This is a genomic window from Erwinia sp. 9145, from assembly GCF_000745075.1.
Classification (GTDB): Bacteria; Pseudomonadota; Gammaproteobacteria; order Enterobacterales; family Enterobacteriaceae; genus Erwinia; species Erwinia oleae.
Genome location: NZ_JQNE01000001.1, coordinates 1,125,504 through 1,149,808, shown reverse-complemented (window position 1 = coordinate 1,149,808; position 24,305 = coordinate 1,125,504). Strand labels below are relative to the sequence as shown.

The 24,305-nt window shown below is 55.5% G+C and carries 24 protein-coding genes; 1 reads left to right on the top strand and 23 read right to left on the bottom strand.

The window, feature by feature from the left end:
* Positions 1-54: 54 nt before the first annotated feature.
* From cpoB to sdhC, 19 genes are all read right to left on the bottom strand, one after another.
* Positions 55-846 carry a cell division protein CpoB gene (gene cpoB, locus FA91_RS05770; protein ID WP_034913460.1) on the bottom strand — a complete coding sequence of 264 codons (792 nt, stop codon included), beginning with the start codon at positions 844-846 and terminating at the stop codon, positions 55-57.
* Between the two features lie 9 nt (positions 847-855).
* Positions 856-1,380, bottom strand: coding sequence for a peptidoglycan-associated lipoprotein Pal (gene pal, locus FA91_RS05765; protein ID WP_034913457.1), 525 nt, complete (start codon positions 1,378-1,380; stop codon positions 856-858).
* Positions 1,381-1,424: 44 nt separating this feature from the next.
* Positions 1,425-2,717: a Tol-Pal system beta propeller repeat protein TolB gene (gene tolB, locus FA91_RS05760; protein WP_034913454.1), complete on the bottom strand. Its 1,293-nt coding sequence runs from the start codon at positions 2,715-2,717 to the stop codon at positions 1,425-1,427.
* Positions 2,718-2,837: 120 nt separating this feature from the next.
* Positions 2,838-4,025 (bottom strand): cell envelope integrity protein TolA, encoded by a 1,188-nt coding sequence (gene tolA, locus FA91_RS05755; protein ID WP_034913452.1) that lies wholly within the window; start codon positions 4,023-4,025, stop codon positions 2,838-2,840.
* Between the two features lie 29 nt (positions 4,026-4,054).
* Positions 4,055-4,486, bottom strand: coding sequence for a colicin uptake protein TolR (gene tolR, locus FA91_RS05750; protein ID WP_034913449.1), 432 nt, complete (start codon positions 4,484-4,486; stop codon positions 4,055-4,057).
* A 14-nt stretch (positions 4,487-4,500) separates the two neighbouring features.
* On the bottom strand, positions 4,501-5,187 hold the full coding sequence (gene tolQ, locus FA91_RS05745; RefSeq protein ID WP_034913446.1) for a Tol-Pal system protein TolQ: 687 nt from the start codon (positions 5,185-5,187) through the stop codon (positions 4,501-4,503).
* Entirely contained in the window at positions 5,184-5,588 is a 405-nt protein-coding gene (gene ybgC / locus FA91_RS05740) for a tol-pal system-associated acyl-CoA thioesterase (RefSeq protein WP_034913443.1), read from the bottom strand. The genes tolQ and ybgC overlap by 4 nt, the downstream gene beginning before the upstream one ends.
* 224 nt (positions 5,589-5,812) lie before the next feature.
* On the bottom strand, positions 5,813-6,106 hold the full coding sequence (gene ybgE, locus FA91_RS05735; RefSeq protein WP_197060488.1) for a cyd operon protein YbgE: 294 nt from the start codon (positions 6,104-6,106) through the stop codon (positions 5,813-5,815).
* Positions 6,106-6,213, bottom strand: a complete 108-nt coding sequence (gene cydX, locus FA91_RS20400) for a cytochrome bd-I oxidase subunit CydX (RefSeq protein WP_072016831.1) — start codon at positions 6,211-6,213, stop codon at positions 6,106-6,108. Before cydX ends, ybgE begins: the two co-directional genes overlap by 1 nt.
* Positions 6,214-6,228: 15 nt before the next feature.
* Positions 6,229-7,368 carry a cytochrome d ubiquinol oxidase subunit II gene (cydB, locus tag FA91_RS05730; RefSeq protein ID WP_034913440.1) on the bottom strand — a complete coding sequence of 380 codons (1,140 nt, stop codon included), beginning with the start codon at positions 7,366-7,368 and terminating at the stop codon, positions 6,229-6,231.
* Entirely contained in the window at positions 7,365-8,939 is a 1,575-nt protein-coding gene (cydA, locus tag FA91_RS05725) for a cytochrome ubiquinol oxidase subunit I (protein ID WP_034913436.1), read from the bottom strand. The genes cydB and cydA overlap by 4 nt, the downstream gene beginning before the upstream one ends.
* A gap of 546 nt (positions 8,940-9,485) precedes the next feature.
* A complete protein-coding gene (gene sucD, locus FA91_RS05720) occupies positions 9,486-10,358 on the bottom strand; it encodes a succinate--CoA ligase subunit alpha (protein ID WP_034913433.1) in 873 nt (290 codons plus the stop codon).
* On the bottom strand, positions 10,358-11,524 hold the full coding sequence (gene sucC / locus FA91_RS05715) for an ADP-forming succinate--CoA ligase subunit beta (RefSeq protein ID WP_034913430.1): 1,167 nt from the start codon (positions 11,522-11,524) through the stop codon (positions 10,358-10,360). Before sucC ends, sucD begins: the two co-directional genes overlap by 1 nt.
* A gap of 94 nt (positions 11,525-11,618) precedes the next feature.
* Positions 11,619-12,851 carry a 2-oxoglutarate dehydrogenase complex dihydrolipoyllysine-residue succinyltransferase gene (gene odhB, locus FA91_RS05710; RefSeq protein ID WP_034913428.1) on the bottom strand — a complete coding sequence of 411 codons (1,233 nt, stop codon included), beginning with the start codon at positions 12,849-12,851 and terminating at the stop codon, positions 11,619-11,621.
* A 14-nt stretch (positions 12,852-12,865) separates the two neighbouring features.
* Entirely contained in the window at positions 12,866-15,673 is a 2,808-nt protein-coding gene (gene sucA, locus FA91_RS05705; protein WP_034913425.1) for a 2-oxoglutarate dehydrogenase E1 component, read from the bottom strand.
* 233 nt (positions 15,674-15,906) lie between these two features.
* A complete protein-coding gene (locus FA91_RS05700) occupies positions 15,907-16,623 on the bottom strand; it encodes a succinate dehydrogenase iron-sulfur subunit (protein WP_034913424.1) in 717 nt (238 codons plus the stop codon).
* 17 nt (positions 16,624-16,640) lie between these two features.
* Positions 16,641-18,407 (bottom strand): succinate dehydrogenase flavoprotein subunit, encoded by a 1,767-nt coding sequence (gene sdhA / locus FA91_RS05695; RefSeq protein ID WP_034913423.1) that lies wholly within the window; start codon positions 18,405-18,407, stop codon positions 16,641-16,643.
* Positions 18,407-18,754 (bottom strand): succinate dehydrogenase membrane anchor subunit, encoded by a 348-nt coding sequence (gene sdhD / locus FA91_RS05690; RefSeq protein ID WP_034913421.1) that lies wholly within the window; start codon positions 18,752-18,754, stop codon positions 18,407-18,409. The genes sdhA and sdhD overlap by 1 nt, the downstream gene beginning before the upstream one ends.
* Positions 18,748-19,137 carry a succinate dehydrogenase cytochrome b556 subunit gene (sdhC, locus tag FA91_RS05685; RefSeq protein ID WP_034913418.1) on the bottom strand — a complete coding sequence of 130 codons (390 nt, stop codon included), beginning with the start codon at positions 19,135-19,137 and terminating at the stop codon, positions 18,748-18,750. The genes sdhD and sdhC overlap by 7 nt, the downstream gene beginning before the upstream one ends.
* Positions 19,138-19,742: 605 nt before the next feature.
* Between sdhC and FA91_RS05680 the strand changes: the two genes are divergently transcribed.
* The gene (locus FA91_RS05680) at positions 19,743-21,023 is read left to right on the top strand and encodes a citrate synthase (RefSeq protein WP_034913415.1); all 1,281 of its coding nucleotides are present in this window, start codon (positions 19,743-19,745) and stop codon (positions 21,021-21,023) included.
* 89 nt (positions 21,024-21,112) lie between these two features.
* Here FA91_RS05680 and nei read toward each other — a convergent pair whose 3' ends face one another.
* Genes nei through FA91_RS05660 form a run of 4 tightly spaced genes read right to left on the bottom strand, consistent with a single transcriptional unit; the run spans position 21,113 to position 24,295 of the window.
* Positions 21,113-21,904 carry an endonuclease VIII gene (gene nei, locus FA91_RS05675; protein WP_034913413.1) on the bottom strand — a complete coding sequence of 264 codons (792 nt, stop codon included), beginning with the start codon at positions 21,902-21,904 and terminating at the stop codon, positions 21,113-21,115.
* Positions 21,905-21,922: 18 nt separating this feature from the next.
* On the bottom strand, positions 21,923-22,570 hold the full coding sequence (pcp, locus tag FA91_RS05670; RefSeq protein WP_034913409.1) for a pyroglutamyl-peptidase I: 648 nt from the start codon (positions 22,568-22,570) through the stop codon (positions 21,923-21,925).
* Between the two features lie 7 nt (positions 22,571-22,577).
* The gene (locus FA91_RS05665; RefSeq protein ID WP_034913406.1) at positions 22,578-23,567 is read right to left on the bottom strand and encodes a DUF979 domain-containing protein; all 990 of its coding nucleotides are present in this window, start codon (positions 23,565-23,567) and stop codon (positions 22,578-22,580) included.
* Positions 23,567-24,295, bottom strand: coding sequence for a DUF969 domain-containing protein (locus FA91_RS05660; protein ID WP_034913404.1), 729 nt, complete (start codon positions 24,293-24,295; stop codon positions 23,567-23,569). Before FA91_RS05660 ends, FA91_RS05665 begins: the two co-directional genes overlap by 1 nt.
* Between the last annotated feature and the right edge of the window lie 10 nt (positions 24,296-24,305).

Genomic DNA, 24,305 nt, shown 5'->3' with positions numbered 1-24,305 from the left:
CTGGCTTTCATGCGTACAGAACAGAAAACATTCGATATCTGGCGATACACAATACTAAAGTGATGCTGCGCGCTTTTGTGCGTTTTTTGCCGCTTCGCTATCAGGGTACTGCTTGATCACCTGCTGGAAGACAGCTTTGGCTTTCGCGCCATCACCCTTTTCCTGCATGATCACCCCAACTTTGTATAACGCATCGGCGCTTTTCGGTGACTTAGGATATTTCTTTACCACTGTCGCAAAGTAATACGCGGCGTCGTCTTTTTTTCCTTTGTTGTAATTCAACTGCCCCAACCAGTAATTCGCATTAGGTTGATAGGTTGAATCCGGGTACTTCTTCACAAAGTTTTGAAACGCCGTTATCGCCTGCTCGTTCTGCTTTTTCTCCAACACCAACGCAACCGCTGCGTTGTAGTCGGTATTCGCATCGCCACTCTGCGTCGGCGCGCTGGCAGTATCGTCACCGCCGCTTGCCGCAGCCGCTCCACCCGCCGCTGCTGCATCTGCTGCGCCAGAAGCGCCAGTCTGCGCGCTGTTGCTGCTGCTTAACGTATCAATTTGCTGATAGAGGCCTTTCTGCCGTTCGGTAACCTGATTCAGCTGGTACTGGCTTTCCTGAATCTGCCCACGGAGCGAGTCGATATCACGTTGATTATCGGAAATTTGCTGCTGAAGCTGTTGAAGAAGTTGTCCCTGAGCATTAGAAATACGCTCAAGTGAAGTGACGCGGTCTTCGACCGAGCCTGAGCCAGCGTTACTGATTGACGCCTGGGCACTAGCGGCCCAGGGGGCCGCTACGCCAACCAATAACGACAGACCCAACAGGTGAAGTCTGAAGTTACTAATCATGTGATTCTCTTAGTATACCAGTACGGCGCGACGGTTTTTAGCATAGGCCGACTCGTCGTGACCCAGCACCGCTGGCTTCTCTTTACCGTAAGACACGATAGAGATCTGGTCAGCAGAAACGCCTTTACCCTGAAGGTACATTTTAACGGCGTTAGCACGACGTTCGCCCAGGGCGATGTTGTACTCTGGCGTACCGCGCTCATCCGCATGACCTTCAACGGTCACTTTGTATGATGGGTTGTTACGCAGGAAAGTGGCATGCGCATCCAGCATCTGAGCAAACTCAGACTGGATGTCAAACTTGTCCAGACCAAAGTAAACGATATTGTTTCTCTGGAGCTCCTGCATTTGCAGACGCGCCTGCTCGTCGGAAGACATGTTACCGCTGTTCATGCCCATACCGCCGTTAGCACCACCATCAGCGCCCATACCGTTGGTCTGGTCGTTGTTGTTGTTTTTGTGTGAGCTACATGCAGCCACTGCGATTACTGGCAGTGCCAGCATTAAGCCTTTCAGCACTTTATTCAGTTGCATTTCTACAATCCTATTATTGTTTGCCATACATATTTACACATGCATCACAGATACGGCGACCAGGCAGGTGATTTTACCTGTCCATCAGTTGCCGGAAGACGCGCTTTGAAACGACCATCCGTTGACACCAGTTGCAGTACGGAACCCATGCCCTGTGTAGAGCTGTAGATTACCATTGTGCCGTTTGGCGCCAGGCTTGGCGATTCATCCAGGAACGTGTCCGTTAACGTTTGAACGGCTCCCGTTTCCAGATCCTGTCTGGCGACGTGCTGCGCACCGCCATTGGTGCTGATCATCACCAGTGATTTACCATCAGAACTGACGTTGCCATCCTGATTTTGTGAACCTTCCCAGGTCAGACGCTGTGGCGTACCGCCGCTCGCGCTGATCTTATAAATTTGTGGACGACCCGCCTGATCGGACGTATAGGCCAGCGTCTGGCTGTCCGGGAACCACGACGGTTCAGTGCTGTTGAAGCGGCCATCGGTAATCTGACTGATCTGACCGGATGCCACATCCATCACGTACAAATTCAGACTGCCGGTTTTAGAGAGAGCAAACGCCAGCTTTGAACCGTCCGGGGAGAAAGACGGCGCGCCGTTATGACGAGGGAATGAAGCAACCTGCTTGATCGCGCCATTCGCCAGCGTCTGGATAACCAGCGCGGATTTGCCGCTTTCAAAGGTCACATAGGCCAGCTTGCTGCCGTCTTTCGACCATGAAGGCGACATCAGCGGCTGTGGCGAACGGTGCACGACAAACTGATTGTAACCGTCGTAGTCAGAAACGCGCAGTTCGTAAGGGAACTGGCCGCCGTTGGTCTGCACAACGTAGGCGATACGCGTACGGAACGCGCCTTTAATGCCTGTCAGTTTCTCAAAGGCTTCGTCGCTGGCAGTATGCGCCGCATAGCGAAGCCACTGTTTGGTCACTTTAAACTGATTCTGCGCGATAACGGCGCCAGGGTTGCCGGAGGTATCCACCAGTTGGTAAGAAACCACGTAGCTGCCGTCTGCGCCGCCCTGCACCTGACCCACGACAACGGCATCAATACCGAGCGCGGTCCAGGCAGCAGGCTGCACTTCAGCAGCGGAAGTGGGCTGTTGCGGCAGGCGGGAGCGATCGAGCGGGTTGAATTTTCCGCTGTTGCGCAGGTCGGCTGCGACGATGCCGCCGATATCCTCAGGCGCAGCGCCCGGCCCTTCCCATTTGAACGGCAAAACGCCGATAGGGCGCGCCGTGTTGACACCCTGGGTAATTTCAATACGAACTTCTGCGTGCGCCGCAGCGACAAACAGCAATAAACAGCTCAATGCGATACGAAATGCCTGCTTCATCTTTTCTCCCTTACCTGAACGTGACGTTCATGATAATTAGCAGTGTTTCAACCAACCAGTTATGCGTTTATAGAGTACGGCATGTTGAACAGAGTTCAACATGCCGACCGTTAACGAAGTCTATGGCTTGAATTCTAATGTTGCATCTTTTACAGCCTGATAAATATCATCACTGGGCGGTTTCGGAATTCTGGCCATGCGCGCCGCGTTGATCGCTGCCTGACAAAGCGCCGGATCGCCGCCTGCCGCCGTGGCGGAAATCAATAATCCGTCGGGCGCCAGCTTGACGCGTACGTTACAGGTTTTCCCTTTAAACGTATCGGCATCATAAAACTTGCTCTGGATCGCGCCCTGCACCTGCCCCAGGTAGCTATCGATCGCCGCGCCTGATGCGCCCGACTTTTTCTGATTGCCCTGTCCTGCCGCGCCGCCGGACTTGCCCTGCTTCGGCGCGTTTTTACCGGAAGAGAGCCCACCCAGTAAATCGTCAACGTCGCTGGATTCTTTAGCGGCTTCTGCCGCAGCCTTTTTCTTCGCGTCAGCCGCCGCCTTCGCTTTCGCCGCTGCATCAGCCTTCGCTTTCGCCGACGCCTCCGCTTTGGCTTTCGCCTCTTCGGCCGCTTTCTCTTTGGCTTCCTGCGCCGCTTTGGCATCCGCAGCGGCTTTCGCTTTAGCATCAGACTCGGCTTTGGCTTTTGCATCCGCGGCGGCTTTTACTTTCGCCGCTTCGGCAGCGGCTTTTTTGGCCTCAGCTTCCGCCTCTTTTTTGGCATCAGCGGCCGCTTTTTTTGCCTCGGCGTCCGCCTGCTTTTTCGCATCCGCTGCGGCTTTCGCCTGCGCATCCGCCTGTGCTTTAGCATCGGCTTTCGCTTTTGCCGCAGCCGCTTCGGCCTGTTTCTGCTGCTCCTGCGCCTGCTCGGCGGCCTGCTGCGCCTTCTTCTGCTCAGCAGCCTGCTCTTTCGCTGCCTGCTGCGCCTCCAGGCGCTCTTTTTCTATCTCTTTCAGGCGCTGCTGCTCGGCGGCCTGTTTCTGCTGTAGCTCTTCCGCCTGCTGCTTTGCCTGCTTCTGACGCTGCTGCTCGGCGCGCTTGCTGTCGTTTTGCTGATTCTGCTGACGATTGTACTGATCGACCACCGCGCCGGGATCGACCATCACGGCGTCAATATCGCTACCGCCGCCACCACCGCTGGCTTCGATATGTTCGTCGAACGAGCTCCAGATCAGTAATGCAATCAAAAAGATATGCAAAATTACTGAAATAATAATGGCGCGTTTCAACTTATCGTTCTGTTCGGTTGCCTTTGACACGCTCGGTTCCCAAAAACGGTTCGAATGAATTAAATCGGCTGCGTCATCAGGCCAACTGATTTCACGCCTGCCTGGTGCAGGAGATTCAGCGCCTTGATGATTTCGTCATACGGAACATCTTTTGCTCCGCCAATCAGGAATACCGTTTTCGGGTTTGCCTGAATACGACGCTGCGCCTCTGCCACAACCTGCTCCGGCGGCAACTGCGTCATCCGGTCGTGATCGACCACCAGGCTGTATTGCCCGACGCCGGCAACCTCAACGATTACCGGCGGATTGTCATCGCTGGAAACGGTTTTTGAATCCGTTGCATCCGGCAGGTCGACCTCAACGCTTTGGGTGATAATCGGTGCCGTTGCCATAAAAATCAGCAGCAGCACCAGCAGCACGTCCAGCAGCGGAACGATATTAATTTCAGATTTCATCTCGCGGCGACCGCCGCGACCACGCGTTCTGGCCATAAAAACCTCCGCTCTTACCTGCTGCTCTCGCTGGAGAACGCCTGACGATGCAGAATAGCCGTGAACTCTTCCATAAAGTTATCGTAATTCTGTTCAAGTTTATTCACGCGCTGGTTCAGGCGGTTATAGGCCATGACCGCCGGAATGGCCGCAAACAGGCCGATAGCCGTGGCGATCAGCGCTTCGGCAATGCCGGGCGCGACCATCTGTAACGTCGCCTGTTTCACCGCGCCAAGGGCGATAAAGGCGTGCATAATCCCCCAAACGGTGCCGAAAAGGCCGATATAAGGGCTGATTGAGCCAACGGTGCCGAGGAAAGGGATATTGTTTTCCAGCGTTTCCAGCTCACGATTCATGGAGATGCGCATCGCTCGCGTCGCGCCTTCAACGACCGCTTCGGGCGCGTGATTATTTGCACGATGCAGTCGGGCAAACTCTTTAAAGCCTGCGTAGAAGATCTGCTCAGAACCGCCCAGCTCATCGCGGCGCGCCTGGCTCTCCTGATAGAGGCGGGACAGCTCGATCCCAGACCAGAACTTGTCCTCAAAGGCGTCCGCTTCGCGCCCTGCGGCGTTCAGAATGCGCGTACGCTGAATGATAATTGCCCAGGAGGCGATGGAAAATCCAATTAAAATCAACATGATAAGTTTGACCAGAAGGCTCGCCTTCAGGAACAAATCAAGAATGTTCATGTCAGTCACTGCTTGAACTCCGCGACAATAGACTTGGGAAGCGCAATTGGCTTCATCAGATGTGGATTGATGCAGGCGATCAGGACTTCTGCCTCGTTCAGCGTTCGCCCTTCTGCACTTACAATACGTTGCGCGAATGTCATGGTCGTTCTGGTCATCTTCACCACCTCGCTCTGCACCTCAAGCAAATCATCAAGGCGTGCAGCCGCAAGATAGTCGACCGTAATCCGACGCACGACAAACGCGACCTGCTGTTCCAGCAGCGCCTGCTGATTGAAATGGTGCTGGCGCAGCATCTCAGTTCGTGCCCGTTCATAAAAAGCGACATAGCTGGCATGGTAAACCACGCCTCCGGCATCGGTATCTTCATAGTAGACACGCACCGGCCATCGAAACAGCGTTGTACTCACTCTACATCCCGGTAATGCGTTATGACGCTGCTACTATACGCAAGAGCAAACGCCTTGGGAATGGATTGCCAGAGGGTAAAGAAAATAATTATCTTATGTAAACAAGCTGAGGTGATTAAAGAAGATTCTTAGACTTTGTTTGACACAACTGGAGATGAAAAAAGATAAATGTGCAGTGAGATAACGGGGAAATAAACGGGCAAAACGGCGTTTTGCCCTGCCTGTCAGTTAAAGAAGAAGATCAGACCTGGCAGCAGTACGCACCATGCCGGCAGCGGCGAAAAAAATGCCTGCCAGCGCAGGCGACGCGGACTGAAGCCCACGCCGTGGATAACGCCGGTGCACACGGCCCACATCATCAATAATCCCTGCCAGATCTCAAGCGAACTGCTGCTGGCGGCAAAGCGTCTGGGATCCCAGAACATACAGCCCGCCAGCAGCAGCGCCATGATAAGAGACAGCGCCCTGATCGGGCGTCTGTCCATCATCGTATAAAGACGGCTGATCATACCGGCCATTATTGCTCTTTAACGTCGCTGTCTTCGATATGTTCGATAGCCAGCGCGGTGACGATACCAAATGCACAGGCCAACAGCGTGCCGAGAATCCAGGCAAAATACCACATGGTTCAGCTCCTCAATCAGTAAAGTGAATGGGTGTTGCTCTCAATCTGCTCTTTGGTCAGGCGACCGAACATTTTGTAGTAACACCAGGTTGTATATCCCAGGATGATCGGCACAAATATGATGGCCGCCACGGTCATGATTTTCAGCGTCAGCAGGCTGGATGTGGCATCCCACATGGTCAGGCTCAGGTTCGGCACCGTGCTGGAAGGCATGATGAACGGGAACATCGCCACGCCCGCCGTCAGGATCACGCAGGCCAGCGTCAGGGAAGAGAAGAGAAACGCCAGGGCGCCCTTCTCCAGACGTGAGCAAAGGACGGTGAACAGCGGCAGCACCACGCCCAGCGCAGGGATCGTCCACAGCACCGGCATACGATTAAAGTTCACCAGCCAGGCGCCCGCCTCGCGCGATACTTCTTTCGCCAGTGGATTTGACGCCGCGTTATGATCCAGAACGGAATTCACCACGTAGCCATCAATACCGTGCATCACCCAAACGCCTGCCAGAATAAAGCAAACCATCATCACCAGCGCGGAGATCTGCGCCGCCGCACGTGAGCGGAGGTGCAGTTCGCCAACGGTGCGCATCTGCAAATAGGTCGCGCCCTGACATAAGATCATGGTCAGGCTGACGATACCTGCCAGCAGGGCAAACGGATTGAGCAGCTGGAAGAAGTTGCCGGTGTAGGTCAGACGGAGGTACTCATCGGCATGAAACGGTACGCCCTGAAGCAGGTTGCCGAAGGCCACGCCAATCACCAGCGGCGGAACGAAACTGCCGATAAAAATGCCCCAGTCCCAGGTGCGACGCCAGCGCAGATCTTCAATCTTCGAACGGTAGTCAAACCCCACCGGGCGGAAGAACAGCGAGGCCAGCACTAAAATCATCGCGACGTAAAAGCCGGAAAACGCGGCCGCATAAACCATCGGCCAGGCGGCAAAGAGCGCGCCGCCTGCGGTGATCAGCCAGACCTGGTTTCCGTCCCAGTGCGGGGCGATACTGTTGATCATGATACGGCGTTCGGTGTCGGTGCGGCCCATAATGCGGGAAAGCATACCTACGCCCATATCAAATCCGTCGGCAACGGCGAAGCCAATCAGCAACACGCCAATCAGTACCCACCAGACGAATCGCAGCAGTTCATAGGTGATCATTGAATAGCTCCTGTGTGGGTGGCGATAGTGGATTGTTCATAGTGATAGCGGCCGGTTTTCAGGCTGCTTGGTCCGAGGCGCGCAAATTTGAACATCAGGTACATTTCAACCACCAGGAACATCGTATACAAACCGCAGATCAGGATCATCGAGAACAGCAGATCGCCCACCGTCAGGGTGGAGTTCGCGACGGCGGTCGGCAGGACTTCACCAATTGCCCAGGGCTGACGGCCATATTCGGCCACGAACCAGCCTGACTCAATGGCGATCCACGGCAGAGGAATGCCATACAGCGCGCATTTCAGCAGGAAAGTGCTCTTACCGATGCGATTACGCAGCACGCTCCAGAACGCGCAGCCGATAATCAGCAGCATTAACACGCCAGAACCCACCATGATACGGAAGGAGAAGTAGAGTGGCGCGACACGAGGAATGGAATCTTTCGTTGCCTGCTTGATTTGCGCTTCGCTGGCATCGGCGACGTTCGGCGTGTAGCGTTTTAACAGCAGGCCATAGCCCAGGTCTTTTTTCACGTCGTTGAACGCATCGCGTACGGACGGATCTTTGCTGCCGGAGCGCAGTTGCTCAAGCAGGCTGTACGCTTTCATCCCGTTACGAATACGGACTTCGTGCTGGCCCATCAGCTCTTTCAGGCCGGTCACCTGCTTGTCTACCGAACGCGTGGCAATCAGGCCGAGCGCCCACGGGATCTGAATGGCGTATTTGTTTTCCTGCGTGTCCTGATCGGGGATGCCAAACAGCGTGAAGGCGGCTGGCGCAGGTTGCGTTTCCCATTCGGCTTCGATAGCGGCCAGTTTGGTTTTTTGCACGTCGCCGATCTCATAGCCGGACTCGTCGCCCAGCACGATAACGGAAAGGATGGAGGCCATACCGAAGCTGGCCGCGATAGCGAATGAACGTTTAGCAAACGCCTTGTCGCGTCCGCGCAGCAGATAGTAAGCGCTGATGCCCAGTATGAACATGGCACCGCAGGTATAACCCGCCGCCACGGTATGCACGAATTTAACCTGCGCAACCGGGTTGAAAATCAGTTCGCTGAAGCTGACCATTTCCATGCGCATGGTTTCGAAGTTGAAGTCGGAGGCTACCGGGTTCTGCATCCAGCCGTTCGCCACCAGAATCCACAGTGCGGAGAGGTTCGAACCCAATGCAACCAGCCAGGTCACGGCCATGTGCTGCACTTTACTCAGACGATCCCAGCCGAAGAAAAACAGGCCGACAAAGGTGGATTCAAGGAAGAAGGCCATCAGCCCTTCTATCGCCAGCGGCGCGCCGAAAATATCACCCACGTAGTGCGAGTAATAAGACCAGTTGGTTCCAAACTGGAATTCCATGGTCAGGCCGGTCGCCACGCCCAGAGCAAAGTTAATACCGAATAACTTGCCCCAGAACTTAGTCATATCTTTATATATTTGTTTGCCTGACAGGACATAAACCGTTTCCATAATGGCCAGCAGAAACGCCATACCCAGCGTTAACGGGACAAAAAGGAAATGGTACATCGCCGTCAGAGCAAACTGTAAGCGCGACAGTTCGACAATATCAAACATCTTGACTCCTTGCTCCTCACACGAAGATTTCGACGCAGCCGCAGAAAAACGCTGCTGTCATCGTCAGTAACCTGAAAATGCTGCATATACGTTAATAGAAAGAGAATAAACTTCTTTCCGAACGTTTAAATTTAACAAGTTAGTAATAAAAACCGGATGAATTTCGGGGTTATTCTACGCCGTTAATTGCCGGGGAGAAAACACATTTTTGAGTTACGAGTGCTAATTTTTTACCTGGATCAAACATTGCTCAAATCAGGAAAAGCCGCTTTTTTGATATAGAACAATTTAGCCAAAAATCACGAATTATCCCCCTGTTCGACACCTGAGCAGCTTTATTTAATGATATGAATCGAGACGGCAATGCGTTGGAACAGGGCAACGCCGCACATTGTTATCATATTGTGTTAAAGGTAAATATAATTGATTTAATAAGCTGCTAAACAGGGCGTTAATTTAACTATTGTGTCTTCTCAGTTGGCTGGCGCAACAATGGCAAAAAAAAGGCCGCCCGAAGGCGGCCAGCAAAATCTCAGACACAGATTTTTATTGAGGTAAGACTGCTTTAACCGCGTCGCCAATGTCAGCAAGGCTACGAACCGTTTTCACCCCGGCCGCTTCCAGCGCAGCGAACTTCTCGTCCGCCGTGCCCTTTCCGCCCGCGATGATCGCGCCGGCATGACCCATGCGCTTACCTTTCGGCGCGGTCACACCGGCGATGTAACCCACAACCGGCTTGGTGACGTGCTCTTTGATAAAGGCGGCAGCTTCTTCTTCCGCGCTGCCCCCGATTTCGCCGATCATCACGATAGCTTCAGTCTGCGGATCGTCCTGGAACAGCGTCAGGATATCAATAAAGTTAGAGCCCGGAATCGGGTCGCCGCCGATGCCCACGCAGGTTGACTGGCCGTAGCCGATGTCGGTGGTCTGCTTCACGGCTTCATAGGTCAGTGTGCCGGAGCGGGAAACAATACCGATGCGGCCGGGTTTGTGAATGTGACCAGGCATGATGCCGATTTTGCACTCGCCCGGCGTGATCACGCCCGGACAGTTCGGGCCGATCATGCGCACGCCGGCTTCATCCAGCTTCACTTTTACCGTCAGCATGTCCAGCGTTGGAATGCCTTCGGTAATGGTGATGATCAGTTTAATACCGGCTTCGATCGCTTCCAGAATGCCGTCTTTACAGAACGGCGCAGGAACGTAGATCACCGACGCGGTAGCGCCCGTGGCTTCCACGGCTTCGCGCACGGTATTGAAAACCGGCAGGCCGAGGTGCTCGGTGCCGCCCTTGCCGGGCGTTACGCCGCCAACCAGCTGCGTACCGTAAGCCAGCGCCTGTTCTGAATGGAAGGTTCCCTGTCCGCCGGTAAAGCCCTGGCAGATCACCCTGGTGTTTTTATCGATCAAAATGGACATTATTTACCCTCCGCTGCGGCAACAACGCGCTGCGCCGCGTCGCTCAGGCTGGTTGCTGCAATAATATTTAAACCGCTGTCCGCCAGTTTCTGCGCACCCAGCTCGGCGTTATTTCCTTCCAGACGCACCACCACCGGCACGTTGACACCCACTTCCTCTACCGCGCCGATGATACCGTCAGCGATCAGGTCACAGCGTACAATACCGCCGAAGATGTTAACGAATACCGCTTTCACCGCGTCATCCGAGAGGATAATTTTGAAGGCTTCGGTCACGCGCTCTTTTGTTGCGCCGCCGCCCACGTCAAGGAAGTTTGCCGGCTGGCCGCCGCTCAGCTTGACAATATCCATGGTGCCCATCGCCAGGCCGGCGCCGTTAACCATACAGCCGATGTTGCCTTCCAGCGCAACGTAGTTCAGTTCCCACTGCGCGGCGTGCGCTTCGCGGGAATCTTCCTGGCTTGGATCGCGCATTTCGCGAAGTTCAGGCTGGCGGAACAGCGCGTTGCCGTCTGCGCCCAGCTTGCCGTCGAGACAAACCAGATCGCCCTGTTTGGTGATCACCAGCGGGTTGATTTCCACCAGCGCCAGATCGCGCTCAAGGAACAGCGTTGCCAGCCCCATGAAGATTTTGGTGAACTGGCCAATCTGCTTGCCGCTCAGGCCCAGTTTGAAAGCCAGTTCGCGGCCCTGATAAGGCTGCGGGCCGGTTAACGGATCGAGCGCCATTTTGTGGATCAGGTGCGGCGTCTCTTCCGCCACTTTTTCAATTTCCACGCCGCCTTCGGTCGAGGCCATAAACACCACGCGACGCGTGCCGCGATCGACAACCGCGCCGAGATACAGCTCCTGATCGATATCGGTAGCCGCTTCCACCAGGATCTGGTGAACCGGCTGGCCGTTGGCGTCGGTCTGGTAGGTGGTCAGACGTTTGCCCAGCCACTGTTCAGCAAAAGCGCGGATCTCTTCTTTACTCTTAACCACTTTCACGCCGCCCGCTTTACCGCGGCCTCCGGCATGAACCTGACATTTCACTACCCACGGACCGGCGCCAATTTTTGAGGCAGCCTCTTCAGCTTCGCGTGGCGTGGTGCAGGCATAACCGGTTGGCGCCGCCAGGCCATACCGCGCAAAAAGCTGCTTTGCCTGATATTCATGTAAGTTCATGTTGATAATCCATCCAGGTCGGAAAAGACTCAGCCGAGTTAAACGCGTCGGCCATACATAGGTTCGGGCGCGGCATCAGGCCGCGCCCGCAGGGTTAAACGTCCAGCAGCAGGCGGGACGGATCTTCCAGCAGATCTTTTATCGCCACCAGGAAGCTCACTGACTCTTTGCCATCGATCAGACGGTGATCGTAGGAGAGCGCCAGATACATCATCGGTTGGATCACCACCTGGCCATTTACCGCCATGGGGCGATCTTTGATCGCGTGCATACCGAGGATCGCGCTTTGCGGTGGATTGATAATCGGTGTGGACATCAGCGAGCCAAATACGCCGCCGTTGGTAATGGTAAAGTTGCCGCCGGTCAGCTCGTCAACGGTGAGTTTGCCGTCGCGGCCTTTGATTGCCAGCTCTTTGATTTTCTTCTCGATATCGGCCATGCCCAGCGCGTCGACGTCTTTCAGTACCGGCGTCACCAGACCGCGCGGTGTGGAAACCGCGATGCTGACGTCGAAGTAGTTGTGATAAACCACGTCGTCGCCATCAATAGACGCATTCACTTCCGGGAAGCGTTTCAGCGCTTCCACTACCGCTTTCAGGTAGAAAGACATGAAGCCCAGGCGCACGCCGTGACGTTTTTCAAACGCTTCGCCGTACTGTTTACGCAGGCTCATGATCGGCTGCATATTGACTTCGTTGAAGGTCGTCAGCATGGCGGTGCTGTTCTTCGCTTCCAGCAGACGCTCGGCCACGCGCTTGCGCAGACGGGTCATCGGCACGCGTTTCTCGCTACGGCCAGCCAGCGAAGGCGCGGACTCAGGCGCTTTCGTTTCCGGCGCTTTCGCTTCAGGCGCTTTAGCCTGTGAGCCAGAGGCCAGATGTTTCTCAACGTCTTCACGGGTCAGACGGCCGCCGACGCCGGTGCCTTTGATGGCGGCCGGATCGAGGCTGTGCTCGGCAATCAGACGGCGGATTGCCGGCGTGAGCGCGTCATTGCTTTCGTCATCGCTGAGCGAGGCGCTCTGGCGCTGTGCAGGCGTTGCCTGCTGCGCTTCAGATTTAACGGAACTCTCTTTACCGCCGCTGTTGCCCTCTTTCAGGCGGCCCAGCGCCTGGCGGGAAGTCACGGTTGCGCCTTCGTCTTCGAGAATCGCTTCCAGTACGCCGTCGGCGGATGCAGGTACTTCCAGTACAACTTTATCAGTTTCAATCTCAACCAGCACTTCATCGCGCTGCACAGCGTCGCCCGGTTTTTTGTGCCAGGTTGCCACGGTGGCATCGGCAACGGATTCAGGCAGGTCGGGAACGAGGATATCTACGCTACTCATTATTTTTCCTTTAATTAATTAACGTTCAGCGCGTCATTAACCAGATCTTGCTGCTGCTGCTGGTGGACGGACATATAGCCAACTGCCGGCGAGGCCGAAGCAGGACGGCCGGCATAACGTAATGAAGCCCCAAACGGAACGGCTTCGCGGAAGTGGTGCTGACTGCAATACCAGGCGCCCTGGTTGAGCGGTTCTTCCTGGCACCAGACAAAATCATGCACGTGCGAATAAGGCTGAAGCGCATCCTGAACCGCTTTGTGCGGGAATGGATAGAGCTGTTCGATACGCACAATCGCCACATCGGTCTGCTCATTCTTACGGCGTTTTTCCAGCAGATCGTAGTACACCTTGCCCGAGCAGAGCACCACGCGCTTGATGCCTTTCGGATCAAGATCGTCCACCTCGCCGATGGCAGGCTGGAAGCCGCCGTTAGCCATTTCTTCCAGGGAAGAGATAGCCAGAGGATGACGCAGCAGCGATTTTGGCGACATGACAATCAGTGGACGACGCATACCGCGCAGCGCCTGACGACGCAGCATGTGGTAAACCTGCGCGGGCGTGGACGGCACGCAAACCTGCATATTCTGCTCGGCGCAGAGTTGCAGGTAGCGCTCCAGACGCGCAGAGGAGTGCTCCGGCCCCTGCCCTTCGTAGCCGTGCGGCAGCAGCATCACCAGACCGCACATGCGGCCCCATTTCTGCTCGCCAGAGCTGATGAACTGGTCAATCACCACCTGCGCGCCGTTGGCGAAATCGCCGAACTGCGCTTCCCAGATGGTCAGCGTGCGCGGCTCTGCCGTGGCGTAGCCATATTCGAATGCCAGTACCGCTTCTTCAGAGAGCACGGAGTCCCACACGCGGAAACTGCCCTGACCGTTGTGCACATGTTGCAGCGGCGTCCAGGTGGAACCATTCGCCTGATTGTGGATCACCGCGTGGCGGTGGAAAAAGGTGCCGCGGCCCATGTCCTCACCGGACAGGCGCACAGGAATGCCTTCATCGACCAGCGTGGCATAGGCGAGGTTTTCGGCTGCGCCCCAGTCAAACGGTTTATTGCCTGCGGCCATTTCCGCACGGTCGCCGTAGATTTTCGCCACGCGCGACTGCATTTCAATCTGTTCCGGCACGGTGCTGATGCGCTTTGCCAGATCCTGAAGCCGTTTGTACTCCAGCGTGGAGGGATAGCTTTCATCCCACTCGTGGTTCAGATACGGCGACCAGGTAAAGGAGTGCAGGCTCATCGGACGCCACTCCGGCACCACGCATTCGCCGGCGTCCAGCGCATCGCGGTACAGGTTGACCATTTCGGTAGCGTCTTCGAGGGTGGCCACTTTTTCCTGCTCCAGGCGATCGGCGTAAATTTTACGCGGCGTTGGCTGCTTCTTGATCTTCTGGTACATCACCGGCTGGGTGGCGCTCGGCTCATCGGCCTCGTTATGGCCGTGGCGGCGGTAGCACACCAGATCGATAAAGACGTCGCGCTTGAAGGTGTTACGGAAGTCGAGCGCCAGACGGGTGACGAATGCCACCGCTTCCGGATCGTCAGCGTTGACGTGGAAAATCGGCGCCAGCACCATTTTGCCGATATCGGTGCAGTACTGCGTCGAGCGGGCATCTTTCGGGTTGGAGGTGGTAAAACCAATCTGGTTATTAATAACGATACGTACCGTACCGCCCACCTCATAGCCGCGCGCCTGCGACATGTTCAGCGTTTCCTGCACCACGCCCTGGCCGGTGACCGCCGCGTCGCCATGAATGGTGATCGGCAGCACTTTGTTGCTGCTTGGCTCGTCAAGACGATCGAGACGCGCACGCACTGAGCCCATCACCACCGGGCTGACGATTTCAAGGTGCGACGGGTTAAACGCCAGCGCCAGGTGCACCATGCCGCCTTCGGTTTCAACGTCCGACGAGAAGCCCATGTGGTACTTCACGTCGCCGGTGCCGAGGTGCTCTTTGTGTTTGCCGGAGAATTCGTCGAACAGATCCTGCGGCTTTTTGCCCAACACGTTAATCAGCACGTTCAGACGACCACGGTGCGCCATGCCCAGCACCACTTCGCGGGTGCCGCTTTTGCCGGCGTGGCGGATCATCTCGTTCAGCATCGGCACCAGCGCGTCGCCGCCCTCAAGCGAGAAGCGTTTGGCGCCGGGGAATTTGGCGCCCAGATAGCGCTCAAGACCTTCGGCTGCGGTGAGCTGTTTCAGGAACCCTTTTTTCTCTTCAGAAGAGAAAGAAGCCTGCCCCGCCACCGATTCGATGCGCTGCTGGATCCAGCGTTTCTCTTCGGTATTGGTGATGTGCATATATTCCGCACCAATGGAACCGCAGTAGGTCTGTTGCAGAAGCGCAAACAGATCGGCCAGCTTCATGGTGTCTTTGCCAAAGGCAAAAGAACCGACGTTAAAGGTTTCCTGGAAGTCCGTCTCGGTCAGATCGTGAAAGGCCGGGTTGAGATCGGGCACGTCATCCTGTTTCCATAACCCCAGCGGATCAAGATTAGCCTGCTGATGGCCACGAAAACGGAAGGCGTTGATTAACTGGAGAACTTTAACCTGTTTCGCGTTGGTATCGGGATCGCTGACGGAGGCGGTGTAGCGCGTGGCGTCTTTTGCCAGGCGTTTAAAATATTCGCGGGTGGTCGAGTGGAATTGTTCAGGTCTAACCCCATTCCCCGGAAGCTGCTGAAACAGCGATTTCCAGGCAACATCAACAGAGTCAGGATCGGTTAGATAGTCCTCATAGAGTTGCTCTATGTAGGTCTGGTTCGCGCCGGCCAGCCAGGAAGAGTCCAGCCAGGGCTTCATCGCGCTGTTCTGCATTGTGATCCCTTAAGCAATTTTGCTTTCTTTCGCCGTGATTGTGTAATGGAGCCTTCGCAGGCCCCGCGCCGCACAGGCGGCTTGCCCCCGGTCGTGTCATGAGCGAGACACGGCCTGAAAGTTCATCAGTACGAGCGTACTCTGGCCCGTAAGGGAACCTTTTAAAACCGTCGCCGGCGGCTTTGAAAGGCTTCCTGAAACACCGGGAACCTGAGGTTCCCGGCGACGTTTCGTTATGCGCTTCTTTGCAACAGCATCGATTTAATATGACCAATGGCGCGCGTCGGGTTGAGCCCTTTGGGACACACGCTCACACAGTTCATAATGCTGTGACAGCGGAATACGCTGAAAGCATCGTTCAGATTGTCCAGTCGCGCGTTGGTTTCCGTATCACGACTGTCAATCAGGAAGCGGTAGGCTGCCAGCAGCCCCGCCGGGCCGATGAACTTGTCCGGGTTCCACCAGAAAGACGGACAGGAGGTTGAACAGCAAGCGCAAAGAATACATTCGTACAGACCATCCAGCTTTTCACGCTGTTCAGGAGCCTGTAAGTGCTCACGCGCTGGCGGGTTCTCTCCATTATTCAACAGGTAAGGCTTAATCTTCTCATACTGAGTATAGAACTGCCCCATGTCTACGACCAGATCACGTATAACCGGCAGGCCCGGCAGGGGACGGATCACAATCTTTTTCTTCCCGCCGCCCAGCGCTGAAACCGGCGTGATACAGGCCAGGCCATTCTTCCCGTTCATGTTGATGCCGTCGGAACCGCAAACGCCTTCACGGCATGAGCGACGGAAGGCCAGCGTCGGATCTTTCTCTTTCAGGCGGATCAGCGCGTCCAGCAGCATCATGTCGCGCCCTTCTTCCGATTCCAGGCTGTAATCCTGCATACGCGGCGCGTTATCAACGTCCGGGTTATAACGATAAATTGAAAATTCGAGTCTCATCGTCTTCTCTCCGCAAACTAGTAGGTACGTGCTTTCGGCGGGAACGCCGCGCGCAGTTTCGGTGCCATGTTCACTTCACGGCGCGTCATGCTTTCGCTCTGCGGCAGGTACACGCTGTGGCACAGCCAGTTTGCATCATCACGGTCAGGGTAATCGAAGCGGCTGTGCGCGCCGCGGCTTTCAGTGCGATAGTTCGCCGCCACCGCCGTCGCAAAGGCCGTTTCCATCAGGTTATCCAGCTCCAGGCACTCAATACGCTGGGTATTGAAATCGGCAGAACGATCGTCCAGACGCGCGCTTTTCAGCCGCTCGCGCAGCACTTTCAGCTCTTCAAGACCTTTTGCCATCGCGTCGCCTTCACGGAATACCGAGAAGTTGTTCTGCATGCAGGTTTGCAGCGCTTTACGCAACTCGGCGGGATCTTCGCCGGTAGTGTTGTTATTCCAGCGGTTCAGGCGCGCCAGCGCGGCATCAATCTCTTCGTCCGTGGCGTCGCGCAGTTCGCCCTGCTGCTGAATAGACTCCTGCAAATGCAGGCCCGCCGCGCGGCCAAACACCACCAGGTCGAGCAGCGAGTTGCCGCCCAGTCGGTTGGAACCGTGTACCGAGACGCAGGCGATTTCACCAACCGCAAACAGGCCCGCTACCACGACATCCTCACCCTGTTCATTCAGCGTCAATGCCTGACCGGTCACGCGGGTAGGAATGCCGCCCATCATATAGTGACAGGTTGGAATAACCGGAATCGGCTCTTTGACCGGATCGACGTGCGCAAACGTGCGCGACAGCTCAAGGATGCCGGGCAGGCGCGCTTCCAGCACGTCTTTGCCTAAATGGTCCAGCTTCAGCTTGATGTGCGGCCCCCACGGACCTTCACAGCCGCGGCCTTCGCGGATTTCGATCATCATTGAACGTGCCACCACGTCGCGGCCCGCCAGATCTTTTGCATTGGGCGCATAACGCTCCATGAAGCGTTCGCCGTGCGTGTTGAGCAGGTAGCCGCCTTCTCCGCGACAGCCTTCGGTTACCAGTACGCCCGCCCCGGCGATGCCGGTCGGGTGAAACTGCCACATCTCCATGTCCTGCACCGGCACGCCCGCACGCAGCGCCATACCCACGCCGTCGCCGGTATTGATATGCGCGTTGGTGGTGGACTGATAAATACGGCCCGCGCCGCCGGTGGCTAATACCGTCGCTTTCGCTTTAAAATAAACGACTTCGCCGTCTTCAATATTAATCGCGGTGCAGCCCACTACCGCGCCGTCGGCGTTTTTTACCAGATCCAGCGCATACCATTCAGAAAAAATCGTGGTTTTGTTTTTCAGGTTCTGCTGATAGAGCGTGTGCAGCAGAGCATGACCGGTACGGTCAGCCGCCGCTGCGGTACGCGCCGCCTGCTCGCCGCCGAAATTCTTCGACTGGCCGCCAAACGGACGCTGGTAAATGCGGCCGTCATCAAGACGGGAAAACGGCAGCCCCATGTGTTCAAGCTCCAGAATCGCTTCCGGGCCGGTTTTACACATATATTCAATCGCGTCCTGATCACCGATATAATCGGAGCCTTTTACCGTGTCGTACATATGCCATTCCCAGTTGTCCTCATGGGTATTGCCCAGCGCAACGGTAATGCCGCCCTGTGCGGAGACGGTATGGGAACGGGTTGGAAAAACTTTTGATAACAGGGCGCAGGTCTGGCCCGATTGGGAAATTTGCAGCGCGGCACGCATGCCTGCACCACCAGCGCCGACCACAACGGCGTCAAACTCTCTGACTGGCAATTTCATTACGCACCCCACACAACGACAGTTCCATAAATTGCATACACCAACAGCGCAACAATCACCACGAGTTGCAGCGTCAGCCGCAGCGCCAGCGATTTAATATAATCTGTCAGCACCTGCCACATTCCGATCCAGCCGTGTACCAGAATGGAGAACAGCGTCAGAAGTGTGAAAACTTTCGTGGTGGTCGAGGCGAAAAAAGCGTGCCAGGTCTCAAAGGTCAGCGTGTCCGACACCACAAAAAAACCAAGAATATAAATCACATAAAGCGCAATAATAATCGCCGCCGCACGCAGCAGCAGCCAGTCGTGTACGCCATTGCGACCCAGTGATGAAGCATTGCTTACCATACGAGAACTCCAGCCAGAATTGAAAGCACGACGGTGATACCAAAGCTTGCCCAGGCTGAGCTCTTGCCCACCTCCAGCGTTTCTGCCAGGTAGCCGAAATCCATCATCATATGGCGAATGCCGCCGACAATATGAAAAGCCAGCGCGGTCATAATGCCCCAGACGATAAATTTCACGAAGAAGCTGCCCATAATGGCGGATGCCTGAAGAAAACCATCAGGAGAGGAGAGTGACAAATTCAGTAACCAGAGCAGAATGCCAACGGCCACCAAAGTAATCACGCCGGAGACACGGTGGAGAATAGACGCTATTGCAGTAACGGGAAACCGGATCGTTGAGAGATCCAAGTTGACAGGTCTTTGTTTTTTCACGGTTTTGCCCACACAGCCTTTCTTATTTTGCTTCCTCCGGTCCTGAGGACGGGTCAATCAGCGTTAAGTAAAGCACTGCGCCAGGCACCAAAACTGCAACGTCCAGTGTCAAAAACGACGCGTATATAACGCTGGGTGGCTCCTACAGCAGGTATACCGGAGACCTGGCCGAAGTATAGGGGGATCACATTCTCATTACAATTCCCCTACAAACACTTTGGAAACATTTAGGTGGAACAGTGATCGCCTTCACGTTTTTCACAATTCATACAAATTCAATTATCTGATTTGACAAAAGTTCAACATTCCTGTTACAAACTGACGCTCAAAAGTTCTGTAATGCACAAAAGTTATGGGGATACACTTTCCCCTAAGCACAAGTTATGTAACATTGATAAGAAATAAGCAGAAAGTATCAGGTAAAGGTTACTCATAAGTTATGACCAGACCGGATCTTTAACAACCGCGAAACGCAGCCACATTGTGCCCACCGGCCCGCACGCGCCATTGACTCTGTACCCTGCACATAAAAAGATGCCACGGGGTCAGCGTCGGCACGGACATAATCGCTTTTCAGGTGTCAAAGGTTCATAGATAAGGCGCTAAGGAGACTGTAAATGGCTGATAAAAAAGCAACGCTAACGCTTGAAGGCGAAGCTCCTATCGAACTCAATGTGCTTAAAGGCACGCTGGGCGAGGAAGAGATTGATGTCCGTAACCTGGGTTCGAAGGGCTACTTCACGTTTGATCCGGGCTTCACCTCTACGGCATCCTGCGAATCAAAAATCACCTATATTGACGGTGACGAAGGCATTCTGCTGCACCGTGGTTTTCCTATCGATCAGTTGGCAGTCAACTCTAACTATCTTGAAGTCTGTTACATCCTGCTGAACGGCGAAGCGCCGACCAAAGAGCAGTATGAAGAATTCAAAACCATCGTCACCCGCCACACCATGATCCATGAGCAGATCCACCATCTGTTCCGCGGTTTTCGTCGCGACTCGCACCCAATGGCGGTGATGTGCGGCGTGGTCGGGGCGCTGGCTGCATTTTATCATGATGCGATGGATGTTAATATTGAACGCCACCGCGAAATCGCCGCGTTCCGCCTGCTGTCGAAAATGCCGACCGTGGCGGCAATGTGTTATAAATATTCGATTGGTCAGCCCTTTGTCTATCCGCGTAACGATCTTTCCTACGCCGGTAATTTCCTCAATATGATGTTTTCCACGCCTTGCGAAGAGTACGTGGTGAACCCGGTGCTGGAGCGCGCGATGGATCGTATTCTGATCCTGCACGCCGATCACGAGCAGAACGCGTCAACCTCTACCGTACGCACCGCCGGCTCCTCCGGCGCCAACCCGTTTGCCTGTATTGCGGCCGGTATTGCTTCTCTGTGGGGGCCGGCTCACGGCGGGGCGAACGAGGCCTGTCTGCGTATGCTGGAAGAGATCAGCTCCGTTGAACATATTCCTGAATTCCTGAAGCGCGCCAAGGACAAGAACGACTCCTTCCGCCTGATGGGCTTCGGCCACCGCGTGTACAAGAACTACGATCCGCGCGCCACCGTAATGCGTGAAACCTGCCATGAAGTGCTGAATGAACTCGGCATGAAGGACGACCTGCTGGAAGTGGCGATGGAGCTGGAAAACATCGCGCTGAACGACCCCTACTTTATCGAACGTAAACTTTATCCAAACGTCGATTTCTATTCAGGGCTGATCCTGAAAGCGATGGGCATTCCTTCCTCCATGTTCACGGTGATCTTCGCAATGGCGCGTACCGTAGGCTGGATTGCTCACTGGAAAGAGATGCACGACGACGGCGTTAAAATCGCGCGTCCTCGCCAGCTTTATACCGGTTACGATCAGCGTGATTTTAAATCCGCGCTCAAATAAATGTTTGAAGTTAACCAGGGCCGTTCAGAAATGAACGGCCCTTTTTTTATCACTGTTGCGCGTTCGGGTAGTAAATCATGCCCGAAAAATTATTTCTGGCAGCCCGGACACCAGTAAAAAGGGCGTGACGAAAGCGTCGTTTTCTCAATTATTCCGCCGCAGCGTTCGCAGGGCTTACCCTGACGGTGAAAAACCCTGAAGCTGAACAGCGCGCCGTGATGTTTCTTATCATTTACCCTCCCGCGTGTTTGATAAGAAAGACGCGGTATCCTCAGCAGCGCACCGGCCAGTTGCTCCACCTGTTCTGGCGTGAGATCCATCGCACGATGCTGCGCAGCCAGCCCCGCCTGCCACAGGATTTCCACCCGCAGGTAGTTACCCAGCCCGGCAAGAAAAGCCTGATCGAGCAGCAGTCCACTGAACTGTCGCCGACGAAAGCGCGGAGAGAGCAGCCGCTCCGCCACCTGCTCCACGGTCAGCGACATATCCAGCACGTCCGGCCCCACCCGCAGCAGGAACGGATGCGCCGCCAGCGCGTCGCGATCCAGCATGTCGATGTCCGAAGCGCTGTAAAGCAGGATGGTGTTGTCCGCGGCAGCTAATTTAACGCGCAGTATGCGATTCGATTCCGGTTGTTTACCGCTCTTAATCACCCGCCACACGCCGTAAAGCTGGTTATGGCTGTAAAGCGTCAGGCCATTTGAGAAATGCGTCAGAATGGCTTTGCCGCGCGTTTCTATCGCATCAACCTGCTCGCCCAGCAGCGAGGCCTCATAATTTTTCAGCGCGGGGAAGGCAAACCAGACCTCGGTGAGCGTTTTCCCTTTGATCGCCTTTTCCAGCTTGTCCGCCGCACGACGGATTTCCGGCCCTTCCGGCATGCCTTATTTCCTTCCGCGTTAGTGTGTCGCTCCGCCCTCAAGGCGAATATCCTCTTCAACTCTCAACGCAATACTCAGCGCCATTTCAAGCGCCAGGGTCACCGTTTGCGCGGGCATACTGGGCATACCCGGATGATGTACCGCCTGCTCCGGCAGATAAGGAATATGAATAAAGCCGCCGCGCACTTTTCGTCGGGATTTCGATAAAAAGTGCAGCAGGCCATACATCACATGGTTGCAGACGAAGGTGCCCGCCGTTTGCGATACCGTGGCGGGAATGCCCGCCTCACGGATACCGTCAACGATCGCTTTAATCGGCAGCGTGGAAAAATACGCGGCCGGGCCTTTGGCAATAATGGCCTCATCAATGGGCTGGTTGCCGGCGTTATCCGCAATACGCGCGTCGTCAACGTTGATCGCCACGCGTTCAACGGTGATATCGGTACGCCCGCCCGCCTGCCCCACCGCAATCACCAGATCGGGTTTCAACTCATCAAGCGCTGCTTTTAACACCTCCAGCGACTCGCCGAAAACGCACGGCAGTTCTTTCGCCACCACGCGCGCGCCAGCCAGCATGCGATCGTTCAGGGTACTTACCGCCTCCCAGGAGGGGTTAATCCGCTCGCCGCCAAAAGGCTCAAAGGCGGTAATCAGAACCGTTTTCATTGCAGCCTCACAGGAACATCAGGAAATAGAGTAAAAACACGTTGGCAATTAACAATAGCACGCCGGTTGGCACCTGAGCCTTAATCACCGCGTTGCGATCCGGCAACTCAAGCAGCGCAGCCGGTACGATGTTAAAGTTAGCGGCCATTGGCGTCATCAACGTGCCGCAGTAGCCAGAAAACATGCCGATAGCCGCCATCACCGCCGGGTTGCCGTGATGCTGCAACACCAGAATGGGAATACCCACGCCCGCAGTGACAATCGGAAACGCCGCAAAGGCATTACCCATCACCATCGTCAGCAGCGCCATGCCGATCGTATACGTCGCCACGGCGACAAATTTGTTGTCTACCGCCAGGTAAGTTTCGGTGAGATGAGAAATCGCCGAGCCAACGCCCGCCGTGGTAAACAGCAGCCCGAGCGTGGCCAGAATTTGCGGCAGAATAAATGCCCAGCCGATAGCATCAAGCAGGCGTCGTGCTTCCTGTACCGACTGCGCCGGGCTTTCCCGCGTCATTTTCAGTGCGATCAGCCAGCCCGCCACGCAGCCCAGCATCATCGAAAAGAGCGTAATTAACGTGGAATGATTGCCCGCGCCAAATACCCGCTCCTGCAAACCGGGAACGTTATTAAACGTCAGCACGCCAATGACCGTGACGACCGGGATTGCCAGCGCAGGCAGGAACAGACGGTTGCGCAGCCTCTGCGCGCTTTCACTACGTTGCGCCTGGCTGCGCTGGTGATATGAACCGAGCTTTACGCCGCCAAGGCCAGCGATCAGTGCCATCACCACCACGATCGCGCCGGTCAGTATGTGCAGCGTGCGGGTAGCAAAAAAGGTTGCCGTCCAGTCGCCAATCAAAAAGACAAGGCCGTAGAGCGCCCAGAACAGGCCGGTAGTCAGACGACGCGGGTTTGCCTTGTCGCGCCAGGACATCACTGCTACCACCAGCAGGATCGCACCCGCCAGCCAGTAAAGATATTGTTGCTGGACCATTAGCGATCTCCCTTCGACTTCAACGCGCTGGCGTTCAACGCGGAAAGCTCAGCGGCAAGCTTTTTGTCCAGACGACGCAGGCGCACCGCGTGGATCACAAAGGCGCACACGGCCGTTGGGATGCCCCAGACGGCAATATGCAGGGGTTCGGTCTGGATGCCTGCCGACTCCTGCATAAAGTTGTGCATAAAGATAATTGCGCCGAAGGCGACAAAGATGTCCTCGCCGAAAAACAGCCCGACGTTGTCCGTTGCCGCCGACATGGCGCGCAACCGGTGACGCACTTCAGGCGGCAGCTCGCCGTAGCGATTTTCCGTTGCGCCTTCGGCCATGGGCGCCAGCAGCGGACGTACCATCTGCGGATGACCGCCCAGGCTGGTCAGCCCCATCGCGGCGGTTGCTTCGCGCACGAACAGGTAGACGATCAGCAGTCGGCCCGCCGTGGCGGTTTTGATCTGCGCAATCCATGCCTGCGCGCGCTCTTTCAGGCCGTGCCGCTCAAGCAGGCCGATAACGGCAAGCGGCAGCAACAGGATCAGCGGAAGATTGCGGGTGTTGAGAAAGCCGGAACCAAGCTTTTCGAGAATATCGCCAATCGGCATTTTTGCCGCCAGACCGGTGATCAGTCCGGCGACAATCACCACCAGTACCGGGTTAAATCGTAACAAGAATCCAATTACGATAGCCACGATCCCGGCCAGCGGCCAGAGGTTAACTGCACTTTCCATTTCATCTCCT

Coding starts and splice junctions, on each gene's coding strand:
- FA91_RS05665 (WP_034913406.1), bottom strand. CDS start 23,567: ATGGTCCAGCAACAATATCTTTACTGGCTGGCGGGTGCGATCCTGCTG.
- cydA (WP_034913436.1), bottom strand. CDS start 8,939: ATGTTTGATATTGTCGAACTGTCGCGCTTACAGTTTGCTCTGACGGCG.
- pcp (WP_034913409.1), bottom strand. CDS start 22,570: ATGAAAACGGTTCTGATTACCGCCTTTGAGCCTTTTGGCGGCGAGCGG.
- FA91_RS05680 (WP_034913415.1), top strand. CDS start 19,743: ATGGCTGATAAAAAAGCAACGCTAACGCTTGAAGGCGAAGCTCCTATC.
- cydB (WP_034913440.1), bottom strand. CDS start 7,368: ATGATCACCTATGAACTGCTGCGATTCGTCTGGTGGGTACTGATTGGC.
- odhB (WP_034913428.1), bottom strand. CDS start 12,851: ATGAGTAGCGTAGATATCCTCGTTCCCGACCTGCCTGAATCCGTTGCC.
- FA91_RS05700 (WP_034913424.1), bottom strand. CDS start 16,623: ATGAGACTCGAATTTTCAATTTATCGTTATAACCCGGACGTTGATAAC.
- sucA (WP_034913425.1), bottom strand. CDS start 15,673: ATGCAGAACAGCGCGATGAAGCCCTGGCTGGACTCTTCCTGGCTGGCC.
- pal (WP_034913457.1), bottom strand. CDS start 1,380: ATGCAACTGAATAAAGTGCTGAAAGGCTTAATGCTGGCACTGCCAGTA.
- sucD (WP_034913433.1), bottom strand. CDS start 10,358: ATGTCCATTTTGATCGATAAAAACACCAGGGTGATCTGCCAGGGCTTT.
- FA91_RS05660 (WP_034913404.1), bottom strand. CDS start 24,295: ATGGAAAGTGCAGTTAACCTCTGGCCGCTGGCCGGGATCGTGGCTATC.
- sdhA (WP_034913423.1), bottom strand. CDS start 18,407: ATGAAATTGCCAGTCAGAGAGTTTGACGCCGTTGTGGTCGGCGCTGGT.
- ybgE (WP_197060488.1), bottom strand. CDS start 6,106: ATGGCCGGTATGATCAGCCGTCTTTATACGATGATGGACAGACGCCCG.
- nei (WP_034913413.1), bottom strand. CDS start 21,904: ATGCCGGAAGGGCCGGAAATCCGTCGTGCGGCGGACAAGCTGGAAAAG.
- sucC (WP_034913430.1), bottom strand. CDS start 11,524: ATGAACTTACATGAATATCAGGCAAAGCAGCTTTTTGCGCGGTATGGC.
- cpoB (WP_034913460.1), bottom strand. CDS start 846: ATGATTAGTAACTTCAGACTTCACCTGTTGGGTCTGTCGTTATTGGTT.
- tolR (WP_034913449.1), bottom strand. CDS start 4,486: ATGGCCAGAACGCGTGGTCGCGGCGGTCGCCGCGAGATGAAATCTGAA.
- sdhD (WP_034913421.1), bottom strand. CDS start 18,754: ATGGTAAGCAATGCTTCATCACTGGGTCGCAATGGCGTACACGACTGG.
- cydX (WP_072016831.1), bottom strand. CDS start 6,213: ATGTGGTATTTTGCCTGGATTCTCGGCACGCTGTTGGCCTGTGCATTT.
- tolB (WP_034913454.1), bottom strand. CDS start 2,717: ATGAAGCAGGCATTTCGTATCGCATTGAGCTGTTTATTGCTGTTTGTC.